This is a genomic window from Enterococcus sp. DIV0970a, assembly GCF_051711265.1.
GTDB classification, from domain to species: Bacteria; Bacillota; Bacilli; order Lactobacillales; family Enterococcaceae; genus Enterococcus_D; species Enterococcus_D casseliflavus.
On record NZ_JBIOMF010000002.1, the window covers coordinates 40610 to 53664 of the forward strand.

Genomic DNA, 13055 nt, shown 5'->3' on the forward strand with positions numbered 1-13055 from the left:
GTTTTTTTTGACTGTCTACTTGACAGGGAGCAGTTCAGATTCGCTTGTTTATGATCAATTCTGTTTAATTCTATCTAGGATCACTTCAAATGTTTCAAAGGTATCTATATCTAACTGGCACAGCCAAAGCAAGTATTTCTTTTCCTTATATGTCCAGTCGACAGTAGGGTAGGACGACAGCAAATTGGTGTACCTTGCTCTTTGCTCACTTGAAGCCAGTTGCCAGCGCTTTTCAAATATTTTTTCTTCTTCCATTATCGATCCCCCAAAAAGAACGCTGCCTGAAACTTCAATAACGGGCAGCGCAAGTCTAATGACGAAGATCTAAGTATATCATAACAAACAATTATGAAAAAACTTAGAAGGTGCTAAATGTTCTACCGTCTTTTGCTTTGCTTCTATTCTTAATGTGTTTCATTATGGTCGCTCTACATAATTTTTCATTGATCACGCACTCGTTAATTGTTGAGTACTTCCTTACATTGCTTTCTTGATCAATCACTTTTATTCCATTTGCATCATGGTAGTTCATAGGAGAAGCTCGACCATCAGAAATAGCTGCTCTTATCTTTTGAACTTCTTTTACAATTTCTGGAAAATTCATCCATCCTGACTCAGATGTCATATGTAATAATCTATAGTACTTATCTTTTTTTTCAATCTAGGGATTCACCACTCCATTTTTTCTTCTATTATAAACTATTTAGTATTTACAATTCAAAAGCTCATTGCATGTTTAAAGTGTACCCTAAATAGACATGTATATAACATTGAAAAATATGGCTTTCCAATGTATGATTAGGGTGTATTTTATATAGATCGAGAAAGCAGGTAAAAATTAATGAAAATTGCATATATCCGAGTATCATCAATCGATCAAAATGAACAACGGCAAATTGAAGAAATGAAAAAGTTTGGTGCTAAAAAAATTTTCATCGAGAAACAATCTGGAGCGACTATTAGTCATCGTCCAATTTTCCAGGAAGCTTTAGATTTTGTCAGAGAGCAAGATATTTTTATTGTAGAAGCCATCGATCGACTTGGACGCAATTATGACGAGATTATCGATTCAGTTAATTATCTAAAGAAGAAAAATGTGCGACTCATTATCACCAGTTTGCCGATCATGGCTGAAGCAATCGGAAATCCTCTCCTGGATAAATTTATCAAAGACCTAATCATTCAGATTTTGGCCATGATTGCCGAACAAGAGCGTACTGAATCCAAACGTCGTCAGGCACAAGGGATAAAGATTGCTAAAGAAAACGGCGTCTATAAAGGTCGTCCTAAGTTATACAGTGCAGACACAAAAGATCCTCAACGACGCCTTGTTTATAAAAGCATCGTTCAGGATCTTGAGAATGGAGTTGCTATCTCAAAGATTGCAAAGGATCATAATGTAACAAGACAAACTATTTATAGAATAAAAGAAGATAGCGCGGTCAACATCGATTAGATGATCATGCTGGTTTCTTATCTGTAAAACTGGCTACACTTGTATTATTCAATAGAATTTTATTTAGTAATACAATTAAAATAAAAGAAGTGACCGTAAACTAAAATTGTACCTGTAGGTTGGACACTCTTTTTTACAAGTGTCCTATCTACAGGTACAATTTTATTTATAGATTCGCTCTTTTGTCACTGCTACGTTTAATTTTATTTAGGATCACTTCAAATGTATCGATATCTAGTTGGGAAAACCAAAGTAAGTACTTCTTTTCCTTAGATGTCCAGTCAATATTAGGGTAGGAGGATATCAAACTGTTATATCTTGCTTTTTGCTCACTTGAACTAACTTCCAAGGTTTTTTAAGAATTTTTTCTTCTTCGATAACTAGTCCTCCTTTAAAATTTTTAAAATATATTTATTAAGTAGAAACTTTCTATTTAATAGAAAGAAACTAGTTTAAATATTTATTGAAAAATTCGTTTTCTCTTTCTTTTATTATATCTTTACTGATTGATCGGTTCTCAAAAATAATTTCTCTGTATATATCAATAGCAGCTTGAACCGATACATCTGTGATATAGTTTTTACCTTGTTTCTCAAAACTACGAACTCTTTCACAACACCTGAAAATATCTTCAAGTTGTTGACGATCATCTTGATTAAATTTATCATAGTTGAAATCCATTATTATATCGTCATCTTTGTGATAAACTCTATTTTTTGATTCCAAATTCTCGGAACTTCCTGAAAATGCTTGCTTAAAAAAATCTTTACCAGCGTATTCATAAATATATTTTTTTTGATTAATTAATTGTTTATAAATATCACCAGTTTTAAATGCAATCACATCTGTATTTTCGTTTATTTGAGTTTCACACAACAAAAGAATAATATAATCAACTTCTTTACTATCAATTCTTTCTAACATTTCGACGACATCATTAAACATAGGCATAATGCCTGTTAAACTTTTTTTAGTACCTCTTTTATTGGTCAAGTATTTATTTTTAAATTCACTGTGTACCTCAATCAAAAAAGCTAGTTCTATTTTTTTCCCATTTGCTATTTTCTTCAGTTCTTCTCTATATGATTCTACTTTTGCCATATGCTTATTTAATGAGTACTTAAAAGAACTAATAAAAGTGGGATAATCGGTATTATTAACGCGTTTAAACTGATTCCAAATTAGATTTTGAATATCATTAATTGCTGCAAGATCAATCTCTGGAGATTCACCTATTTTTGAATTCCATCTATTAAAGACACTTTTAGACTCAATATTATGCATTATTCCTGTCGATCCCACTCTTCCGTCTTTTTTTTGCAAAGAAAGGTGATCTACTCTAAAGTGCTCTATACCAACAATACATTCATCACGTCTGTCATTTTGAAAAGTTTTTTTTACAAAATCTGGTCGTTCCTCAATTTCTCTATAAATAAAATCGCCGGAGAGTCTCGAGGCTATTTTTTTTGTAACTGAATGCTTAGAATTCCCAATCTGTATAGCTTTTTCCAATGCATACAATTCATTATTTTTTTTATTTTTCATTCAAAACCTCCTATATTGAATAGCTGTAATTAGTCTCCTCTTTAAATCATACACCAATCGAATTGATGACACACTCTTTCAAATGCAAAACTGCTGCTAAACTCATTCTTTACACTTAATTTTCGTGATAGACCTGTTTGTTTAGCAAATTCTTTTAAATTCTAAGTTCTTCTTCTCTGAGATAAACAGTATTACCTGTTTGATTGCCTCTAATCAAAATCTATACAAACGTTTAAGCAAAGTTATTTTGTCCTATTTGAGGATCTTTAAAAGTTTTTACAGGGAATATAAAAGCGTTCTAAGCAATGCAGCATAAGTACAAAAGATACAAAGATAACAAACAAAAAAAGCGGATCTTTCATAGATTCGCTCTTTTTTCATTACTATGTTTAAATTTATCTAGAATCACTTCAAACGTCTCAAAGGTATCTATATCAAGCTGACACAACCACAACAGATACTTCTTTTCTTTGTAGGTCCAATCAACAGTAGGATAGTAGGACAGCAGACTATTGTATCTCGCTCTTTGTTCAGTTGAAGCAAGTTGCCAGCGCTTTTCAAAAATTTTTTCTTCTTCCATTATCTATCCCCCAAAAAGAGCATTGCCTGAAACTTCAATAACGGGCAGCATAAGTCTAATTTCGCAGATCTAAGTATAGCATAACAAATATTTTTGAAAAAAATTTGAAAGGAATCTTTAGCTTTTATTCTGTTGAGCATATCGATAAATAGACATTATTTATGAAATAATGCATGAGACTATCATCAATATCTCTCAGAGAAGCAGTTAAAACAACCTCATTTTTAAAAAAATATTGTCCCTCATCATAGCTAAATTGTGTGCGTTTTGCATAACTCAGCTTGACTAATTCATTTTCTTGACGAAGGTAAAACACATCATTGGGGGAAATATTCACTCGGGTAGAAGTAAGTTCCACTGAAATAATTAAAATTAGATCGTTTTCTTCCTAATGATTGACAATATGCATTGCCTAACAGACAAATATAAGGGAATGTCACACATCTCTTATATTTTTTTAATCTTCACTAGTAGCCTTTCCGTCATAGTAATCTGTTATGATTTTATTTTTCTTATTGCTTCTAAAAGATCAAATATGACCTTTTAGAAGCAAGTTTTTGGACACCTAATAACTTACTCAGCATCAATCTTTGAATTGTATAATAAGCTTGGAGTATTATTATTATGCGAACGACTACACTTGCTAACTGTTATATATAAATCCTTTAAGAGATTTATACTGGTAAGTACAGCCTCACCTGTATTCAATTTCTTAATTTGCCCAATTTGATTTTCAGAAAGATGATTTTGAATTGCCTTCAATTCATCTGGAGCTGTCAGCCTATGTACTAACAATGTTCCAATTTGACCTAGTAAAATTTTATCCACATCGTTTGGATTCTGCGTTGTTAGAAAAAGAAAAATCCCTTTTTTGCGCCCTTCCCTAGCAATAATGTTTAGTCCTGTACAAAATGAAAATCCTTCATTTGATACACTTTTTGTATAACGGTGAATCTCATCAATAAATATTATAAAGGGATTGATTTTATCTTTAGATAAATTAATTAGATGGTTTGTTATTAAATCTACAATCATCCCCCCAACTTCATCAGTCGTACCGATTCTTGAAGTATTAATATATAAAGATTTTCTTGTATCATTTGATGACCAATAGTCTACAATGTCTAGCAATCCTTGATTATCAGAATTGAAAAAATTTAAAAAACTTGTATTTGATAGTTTATAATCAATTTTTTGCACTAAATACTGATTCGAATTAAAGTTAAAATCATCGTAAATGAAATAATAATCCTTTCCACGCTTCTCTCTTTTGATAGCTTCGTTTGCTACCTGTTCTGATAAAAAACAAACCTCAAATTCTTTGTCGCTTGGAGAAAGTGATGCCATATGTTGCGTGACCACATCTACTTTTTTTTCAAATTTTTCATATATACCAGATAAATTATTTTTCTTTTGGTATCTTAACGAACTAATTGCTGAGGCAAGAACAGCTGGCTGAGTACCATCGTTTGTTTCGAATAATATAGACCATTGCTGCATGGATAAGGCAGAAGATGAAATAAAGGCATCTTCTCCCAAAATATACTTATCAACCTCTTCTTTTGTGAACGAATCACAATATTCCCCAGTAGGGTCTATTATCAAGGTTCTTATCTTATCATTGATCAGTTTATCCAAAATGCTCAAAGCAGATGTAGATTTACCACTATTAGTAGTCCCAACTGTCATTAAATGTCTGTTGAACAGAGTCTGCGGTTGTAATTTAATAGGGTAGCTCTGAGAACTGAAGGCTAAATTTGCAAAGTAAGACATCTGTTTCTCTCTCTCCGGATCAACCTCTATAGATTCAATAAAAAGTTCAATAGCTTTTTCATTTGCAATATACACTTTATCCGTAATACCAACTGTATTTGTACCATTGAGTTTAAAATACTTCTCACCAAGTGGGATATATCCAAGTATATCAATACTTATTTCTGGAAATATTTTTTCTTGCAGACCATTTGTTAACATCTCATGAACACTATCTGAATTTGGAACTTTGGATTGGAAAATTTCTCCAAAAAACAAACCATTGCTAGAATCAATCAAGACATAGAAATTTATTGTATTTGGAGAGAGAATATCGGTTCTTAATTTCCTGTATGAAAGTAGCGAAAGATTTTCAATCTGAATCGTAGAATACGAACGATTTACTTGTGAAATCATTCCAAGGTAATAATTACTTTTATCAGCTACGTTGAAAAAACTGTCAATTTTCATCATTTAAGTACCTTCCACTCAAGTAATCCACTAAGTCGCTGTTCATAGTTGCTTTTAAAAATGAAATTGGGTAACCATCACACATTAAACGGATGAGTCCTGCCCAATTTTGATTATACTTAGAGTCTATCTCATCAAATTCGATATATCTATTGTCTTCTTTATCCCACTCTCTATTGGGGTCAATATTAAAATCGGTGACCAGTAATTTGAGGCTAGAGTTATTTTTTAAAGCTTGAGTAATCATTTGAGATATATGGTCGTCCGCAAAACTAAATCCAGAAGAAATAAGCAAAGTATTTGGACGCTTTATAAGATCTTGAAACTTTGCAAATAGTTCAAAATAAGGTTCTTGATAACTCTGTGCAAACTTGTCTGAGCTAGGAAAAACTATTACCATTTTATCCGTATCAATAATACTATGCTTATCTTTTCTCAAAATATCACCGTTATCTTGTTTCTCCCAGGTAAGGGATCCATGTATTTTTACCAGATTAAACGTCTTATCTTTGAACTCAACTTCTCTAGTTTTAATATTCTGAGCTTCTTTAACGAGGTTCCATTCAAATATATCGCTATCAAACTTTGGTACTGATGTAAAATTGAAACCATCAAATATAACAAAATTGTTTTCAGCTGCGGCTTGCTCAAATAAGTCATCATAATTTGTTGTAATAACTGAAAATTTATTTCCATCTTTTCCTGATAAATTAGATAAAAGATTTAATAATGCTCCGTGTTTCAAGACTTTGCTATCATATGAATAAGTTGTATTTTCCTTAATTAAAAGTAAAATTTTTTCGATAGTACTATTAAATTTTTCTTTATCATTATCAGGTACATATGGTCGATAATGAAATAATGTCGACAAGAAATCCTCTAGATTAAAATTGTCAGCCAGTTGAGGAATGTGTTCTGCTTTAATTTGATCTCTAGCTAATATGTATCCGTCGTTGTATTTACATTTTTCTGCTAATTGTTCCAATGTATAAAGATCATCAATCTCATGTAGCTTCAAATATACATCTTCAGCTATCATCTTTACTGTTTTCCCATACTTTGGATTTAAATCAGGCGCTACTGATGCTCCTGCACCTGCTAGGAAAACAATGTTGGAATACTTTTCACCATAAACTGTTTTACGGATTTTCTCACTAATTAAACGTTTAAAATCAATCTCTTGAAATTGACTTTGAGAATCATCTGTTAAATTTTGTTTCTCAAGTATACCACTGGAATCATAGAAATTCGTAACGCCAGAATCATTCTTTTCTATGCCAAATTTACTTGACTGCGACAAATAATGATACTCTATCTGACTCTCCTTAGGGTTACTAACTTCATCAAAAAAGAAGAAAAACATGGCACTTACTCCTCCACTTCAAACTTAGGTAAACTATTGATTATATCAACATTTTGATAGAAATCGTTGGTGAAAACCTTAATGATACCTCGTTCGCCAAGATGATCACTAACCCAACGAAAAGCTTTAACATGAGTAGCATATAGAACTTTTTAGTCAAGGCAGCCTTTGAATATGAAGCATAGGTCTATGCGAGCTGCTTGTCTAACTTAGTATAAAAAATATCTTAATTATTGTCTTTTTGGCTAACTTGACCAATAGAACAAGGTGGATTACCAATGATAGAAGTAAATAATTCCCAAAAAAAGAGCGCTGCGTGAAACTTCAATAACGCGCAACGCTAGTCTAATTTATGCAGATCTAGGAATAGTTTATCATATTATAGTCCACGTTCATAGTGTGACCAAACAGAGAGAATTGTGATCGTTTTACTCTCTTCCTCCACGCTGTAAACCAGTCTGTGTTTTATATTTAGACGTCTTGAATAGTAAGGTAATCCAGTTAATTTTTCGTATGGTGGCGGTGTCTGAAAAGGATTTTCCTTTATAACTTTGATCAGTTCATCAAACTTACTAGCTAGATTTACACTCTTCAATTTAGGCAAATCTTTGCGAGCATTCTTTTTAATCTTTACATTGTATCCCAATCAATTTCACCTAAGTCTTCACTTTCTTCATTATCAAAGTGTTTTATCCGATCCAGTACGCCCGCATTTTGTAAGTAGATTGTTTCTTGTAACGAGTTCCAATCGCTCTTACTAATCATTATTACGCTTTCTTCCTCTTTTGTACTTGCAATTTCTACAGGTTGACTGTCGGACACAACGTGCTTAATGATTCCGTAAAGATTTTTTCTTGCATTCGTCGGTGTAATTACTTCCATAAGTTCTCCTCCTTTTTTTATAAATCTCTTAAGTATATTATAGCGTACGTTTAAACGTACGTCAACGAAAGGAGAGAATATATTTGCCATTTCTTACAAATCTTCAAGTCTTGTCGTAATCGTTTTTTGATCCTTGATTTGTTGTTTCGCTTGCTTAAGGTGCTTATTGTTTGCAGTCCTATTTAACAAATGAGCGGTTTCTTGCATTGATTCATGGTCTTTAGCGGCCGTTAAAGTCATCTGCTCTTCAGCGGCTTGCTTTTTGATCCGTTTTAAAGTTGATAAGGAGATTTTCATCATCTTCTCTACTTCCCTCATACTATGGGTTTCCATCAATGTTAGTGCAAGTTTGTAATGATCATTCAGTATACGTTTTGGACGTCCTTCTTTATAGTTCTTCTTATTGGCTTTATGCCATTGTTTCCCCTCTTGTGTCCTGGTCACGATTAAATCTCTTTCAAACTGTGCAAAGCTTCCAAGCATGTTCATCATCAATGTTTGCATAGAATCTTTTTTATTTGGTTCAAACGTCAAGGCATTGTCTAAAAAAGTAACTGTCACGCCTGCTTCGTTTAAAGTTGAAATAATCGAATTTAAATCAACGATACTTCTTGCTAAGCGATCGATCTTTGTTACTAAGACGAGATCACCTTCTTCTACTATTGAAAGTAGTTCTTCTAATTCTCTTCTACCTTCTTTTTTTGTACCAGTATATTTTTCACTAAAGATTTTTTCAGCACCCGCATTTTCTAATTTCAAAATTTGCGTTTTGTAATCTTGATTGCTGGTACTGACTCGTGAATAACCATAAATTGCCATTTTTCTCTCACACTTTCTGGACATAAGTTTCTGACACCTGTCAAAACCAAGTATATCAAGAAAAAATATTGTGGTCAAAAACTTTTAAGTTTCTGACCACAGTCAATGTTTGTCCTAATACTCATAAATTTAAATTTATATTGAACAATGATTTATTTTCGAGTTTATGAACACAAAAATAAAGTGATACCTATCAATTATGCTATCTAAAAGAGTGTCCAGAAATATGTCATTTTATGAACATTCAAACATTCACTTGAATATAGATGGATGTTCTGATACAATACATTCAAACAAGCATTTGAATGTAAAGGAATGATCGTATGAATAATGAAATTTGTGAAATAACTTGTATTCATGAAGACAAAGTTAATCGTGCTAAATCTAAACTAGCAAACTTTGATACTCCGTCAGTAAGTGGTTTCTTTAAAATATTGTCAGATGAAAATCGACTTAAAATTGTACATGCTTTAGTTCATGAAGATGAGCTGTGTGTTTGTGATATTGCTAATATCATTGATGCTTCGGTCGCAACAACTTCACACCATCTGAACTCCTTAAAAAAATTGGGAGTAGTTGATAGTCACAAGGATGGTAAGTTAGTCTACTATTTTATTAAAAATATCAAAATCTTAAATCTTATGGAGCTTGGCGTAAATTTTAAAGAAGAGGTGCTAGCATGAGTGAGAAAATGACCGAAAAAACCTATCGAATAGAAGGATTAAGCTGTACAAATTGTGCAGGTAAATTTGAAAAAAATGTAAAACAGTTGCCAGGAGTTACGAGTGCAACAGTAAACTTTGGTGCAAGTAAGATTTCAGTAGAAGGCCAAACAACAATTGAAGAACTCGAAGAAGCGGGAGCCTTCGAAAATCTTATCATTCGTGATGATCAAGAAAATGATGAACAAGTTAGATCAAAAGAGTCTTTTATTAAACGGAATATCGCTTTAATCATCTCTCTTGGTTTTATACTTGTTGCTGTGATTTCCCAACTATCATTGGGCGAAGATCATTTATTAACGAAAGCTCTTTATATATTGGCAATAATAATTGGTGGATTTGATTTATTTAAAGAAGGGTTCTCTGATTTGATCAAATTGGACTTCTCCATGGAATCTTTAATGACTATTGCAATTATTGGGGCCGCATTTATTGGAGAATGGGCCGAAGGTTCTATTGTAGTAATACTATTTGCTATTAGCGAAGCTTTGGAACGATTTTCAATGGATAAAGCAAGACAGTCGATTCGTTCTCTTATGGATATAGCTCCCAAAGAAGCTCTTATCAGGAGAAACAATGTAGAGCAATTAGTCAGTGTCGATAAAATCGATATCGACGATATTATGATCATTAAACCCGGACAAAAAATAGCCATGGATGGGCTTGTTATCAACGGTCATTCTTCAGTAAATCAAGCAGCAATAACAGGAGAATCGGTTCCTGTTGAAAAACAGTTAGATGATGAAGTGTTTGCAGGAACACTAAATGAAGAAGGTGTTCTTGAAGTCAAAGTAACAAAAAAAGTAACGGATACAACGATTGCCAAAATCATTCACTTAGTTGAAGAAGCGCAAGGAGAACGAGCTCCTGCACAAGCCTTTGTAGATAAATTTGCAAAATACTATACGCCATTCATAATTATTATGGCCCTTTTGATAGTGGTTGTTCCTCCGCTATTCTTTGGTGGTGACTGGAATAAATGGCTTTACCAAGGGTTATCCATTTTAGTTGTCGGATGTCCTTGTTCATTAGTGATCTCAACACCTGTTTCAATTGTTTCGGCTATTGGTAATGCAGCAAAAAATGGTGTTTTAGTAAAAGGCGGAGTCTATCTGGAAGAAATTGGTCATTTGAGAGCAATTGCTTTCGATAAGACTGGAACCTTAACAAAAGGAAGGCCTGTCGTAACGGATTTCATTGCAACCAGTTCTGAAACTGATATAAATTATCTATCGATTATTTCATCGTTGGAATCTCTTTCTCAACACCCATTAGCTTCTGCTATTTTAAACGAAGCGGATAAAACTAATGTGGATTACAAGTCAATACAAATCGAGGATTTCCAATCTATCACAGGTAAAGGACTTACAGGTATACATCAAAACATACGTTACTATATTGGAAGCCCTAAACTGTTTTCTGCATCAGTAATCGAAGAAACAGCGGTCAAAGTACAATACAGACAATTTCAAGAACAAGGGAAAACCGCCATGTATTTCGGTACTGACGAACAAATTTTAGGAGTAATTGCTGTCGCGGATGAAGTAAGAGATTCAAGTGCTGCCGTTATTTCTGAACTCCACAAGTTGTCAATTGAACACACTATTATGCTTACTGGTGATAATACTAAAACCGCTGAATCTATTGGTAAGCAATTAGGTGTGACTGAAATAAAAGGAGATCTAATGCCTCAAGAAAAATTAGATTCGATTAAAGCGTTGCGGACAACTTATAATAAAGTAGCAATGGTGGGCGACGGCATTAATGATGCACCAGCATTAGCTGCATCGACGGTTGGTATTGCAATGGGCGGTGCAGGAACAGATACGGCTCTCGAAACTGCTGATGTTGCTCTAATGGGCGACGATTTACAAAAATTACCATTCATTGTTAGACTTAGCCGCCAAACTCTAAAAGTAATTAAGCAAAATATCACCTTCTCATTAGGTATAAAACTATTAGCTCTACTACTAGTCATACCAGGTTGGCTAACACTATGGATTGCTATTGTAGCAGATATGGGAGCAACGCTTTTAGTAACATTAAACGGATTACGATTGATGAAAGTTAAATAACACAACAAATAAAAGAAGGCATGTTTATAAGCGTGCCTTCTTTTTATGATACATTTTTAGTTTTTTTGAACGCTAGTTATGAAGCAAACTATGCGCCATTTAAATATTAAAATGACAAGGCCCTAAAAGAAAAGTGATTTCCTCTTAGAGCCTCTAAGGATGGAGCGATTTTAACGAATGTGACAGAATCTGATTGTGTCACATCCGTAAAATTTATGGAATATATTTAAGCAGATACTTTTTAGTAGCACTTTTCCCAGAATTGTCTTGCATAAGACCATTAAAATCACTGATTTTTATTCTCTACATTTGATATTTTATCTGATAGATAATCAGTGATCACCAAAAGCACACCAAACGTCAACATTACATCCGCAATATTAAATACAGGGAAATTTAGAAAATCAAGACGCAGCATATCAACTACATAGCCAATCCTTATTCGATCTACTAAGTTTCCCAATGCACCTGCAATAATAAAAATCAGGCCACTCGTCAGAATCTTTTTTTTACTTTTTAACATTAGCCAACCCAACATAGCGATTATGGGCACCGATATAACAATCAATAAGTTTGTATTATTACTCAAAATCCCCCAAGCTGCCCCACTATTTTGAATATAGGTCAGTGAAAAAATATCGGGAATAATGACTCTTTCTTCATATAATGCAAAAATACTAACTGTCAATAATTTAGCAATCTGGTCTACACTTAGAAGAACGAATATTGATATTACACTTAAAAATAACATGAAAGCCCTCAACATCTAAATTTTTATTTATTGAATAAATTTGAAAGTTTTTCCCATAACAACAATATAGTTTCCTTGTCATTAAAAAAAGGCATTTGCACAGTATCTAAATTTTCAAATAATCCAGCTGCCTGATCATAATAATCTGCTAAGAATGTAGCTTGTTCATTCAAAAGAGCATTTGCTTCTTCAATATTGCCATTAGCTATTAGATCTTTGATTGTTTGTAAAATTTCTTCTCTATTCATTAAGTTCCTCCGTATCAAAATATTTACCTCAATTACTTAACACATCAGTTAATAATCACAAATTAACGCTGATAAAGATAAATGATACTATAATTAAAACTAGGAATATTTGAGTTAAACAGCCTAAGCAGCCTCTGTTACTTCTATAGGAACCATGATTACCATGATGTTCTTTTTTGTAAGTGTTACTTTTATGGTGGTCATCTCTATAATAATCTTTTTTGTGATGGTGTCCCACAAAATTCACCCTCTTCCATAGTGTGTTCAAACATAACTTTTAAAATAGTTTTTATATGTTCATCTTTCAAGGAGTAGTACATATACTTTCCTTTACGCTCTGCTGAAACCATCCTATTACTTTTCAACTTAGAAAGATGATGCGATGTTGCTG

At 33.0% G+C, this 13055-nt stretch carries 14 protein-coding genes and 2 pseudogenes; 3 read left to right on the forward strand and 13 right to left on the reverse strand.

The window, feature by feature from the left end:
- Positions 1-54 precede the first annotated feature (54 nt).
- Together IGK14_RS16760 and IGK14_RS16765 are read right to left on the reverse strand one after the other, a co-directional pair.
- Entirely contained in the window at positions 55-255 is a 201-nt protein-coding gene (locus IGK14_RS16760) for a hypothetical protein (RefSeq protein WP_005237664.1), read from the reverse strand.
- A 103-nt stretch (positions 256-358) separates the two neighbouring features.
- A complete protein-coding gene (locus tag IGK14_RS16765; protein ID WP_225582048.1) occupies positions 359-604 on the reverse strand; it encodes a hypothetical protein in 246 nt (81 codons plus the stop codon).
- A gap of 237 nt (positions 605-841) precedes the next feature.
- On the opposite strand from IGK14_RS16765, the gene IGK14_RS16770 reads away from it, so the two are divergent.
- A complete protein-coding gene (locus IGK14_RS16770) occupies positions 842-1456 on the forward strand; it encodes a recombinase family protein (RefSeq protein ID WP_270288498.1) in 615 nt (204 codons plus the stop codon).
- A gap of 166 nt (positions 1457-1622) precedes the next feature.
- Here the strand turns inward: IGK14_RS16770 and IGK14_RS16775 are convergent.
- The 8 genes and pseudogenes from IGK14_RS16775 to IGK14_RS16810 all read right to left on the reverse strand — a co-directional run.
- A pseudogene (locus IGK14_RS16775) lies at positions 1623-1834 on the reverse strand (hypothetical protein).
- Between the two features lie 69 nt (positions 1835-1903).
- Positions 1904-3001 (reverse strand): hypothetical protein, encoded by a 1098-nt coding sequence (locus IGK14_RS16780; RefSeq protein ID WP_270288497.1) that lies wholly within the window; start codon positions 2999-3001, stop codon positions 1904-1906.
- Between the two features lie 358 nt (positions 3002-3359).
- Positions 3360-3581, reverse strand: a complete 222-nt coding sequence (locus IGK14_RS16785; protein WP_160806155.1) for a hypothetical protein — start codon at positions 3579-3581, stop codon at positions 3360-3362.
- Between the two features lie 573 nt (positions 3582-4154).
- Positions 4155-5807, reverse strand: coding sequence for an ATP-binding protein (locus IGK14_RS16790; RefSeq protein ID WP_160806157.1), 1653 nt, complete (start codon positions 5805-5807; stop codon positions 4155-4157).
- Positions 5794-7167 carry an SIR2 family protein gene (locus IGK14_RS16795; RefSeq protein WP_160806159.1) on the reverse strand — a complete coding sequence of 458 codons (1374 nt, stop codon included), beginning with the start codon at positions 7165-7167 and terminating at the stop codon, positions 5794-5796. The genes IGK14_RS16790 and IGK14_RS16795 overlap by 14 nt, the downstream gene beginning before the upstream one ends.
- Before the next feature lie 379 nt (positions 7168-7546).
- Positions 7547-7813, reverse strand: coding sequence for a Txe/YoeB family addiction module toxin (locus IGK14_RS16800; protein WP_125395864.1), 267 nt, complete (start codon positions 7811-7813; stop codon positions 7547-7549).
- Positions 7798-8049 carry a type II toxin-antitoxin system Phd/YefM family antitoxin gene (locus tag IGK14_RS16805; RefSeq protein ID WP_125395862.1) on the reverse strand — a complete coding sequence of 84 codons (252 nt, stop codon included), beginning with the start codon at positions 8047-8049 and terminating at the stop codon, positions 7798-7800. Before IGK14_RS16805 ends, IGK14_RS16800 begins: the two co-directional genes overlap by 16 nt.
- Before the next feature lie 237 nt (positions 8050-8286).
- Positions 8287-8892: pseudogene (locus IGK14_RS16810) on the reverse strand (recombinase family protein); the annotation flags it as partial.
- Positions 8893-9191: 299 nt separating this feature from the next.
- Here IGK14_RS16810 and IGK14_RS16815 point away from each other — a divergent pair.
- Both IGK14_RS16815 and IGK14_RS16820 read left to right on the forward strand, forming a co-directional pair.
- Positions 9192-9551, forward strand: coding sequence for an ArsR/SmtB family transcription factor (locus tag IGK14_RS16815; protein WP_003726380.1), 360 nt, complete (start codon positions 9192-9194; stop codon positions 9549-9551).
- Entirely contained in the window at positions 9548-11665 is a 2118-nt protein-coding gene (locus IGK14_RS16820) for a heavy metal translocating P-type ATPase (protein ID WP_270288495.1), read from the forward strand. The genes IGK14_RS16815 and IGK14_RS16820 overlap by 4 nt, the downstream gene beginning before the upstream one ends.
- A 286-nt stretch (positions 11666-11951) precedes the next feature.
- Here the strand turns inward: IGK14_RS16820 and lspA are convergent, their stop codons facing one another.
- The 3 genes from lspA to IGK14_RS16835 all read right to left on the reverse strand — a co-directional run.
- Positions 11952-12416, reverse strand: coding sequence for a signal peptidase II (gene lspA / locus IGK14_RS16825; RefSeq protein ID WP_201706028.1), 465 nt, complete (start codon positions 12414-12416; stop codon positions 11952-11954).
- A 23-nt stretch (positions 12417-12439) separates the two neighbouring features.
- The gene (locus IGK14_RS16830; protein ID WP_201706029.1) at positions 12440-12664 is read right to left on the reverse strand and encodes a hypothetical protein; all 225 of its coding nucleotides are present in this window, start codon (positions 12662-12664) and stop codon (positions 12440-12442) included.
- Positions 12665-12870: 206 nt separating this feature from the next.
- The coding region (locus IGK14_RS16835) for an ArsR/SmtB family transcription factor (protein WP_438712709.1) at positions 12871-13055 on the reverse strand (185 nt) is incomplete at its 5' end.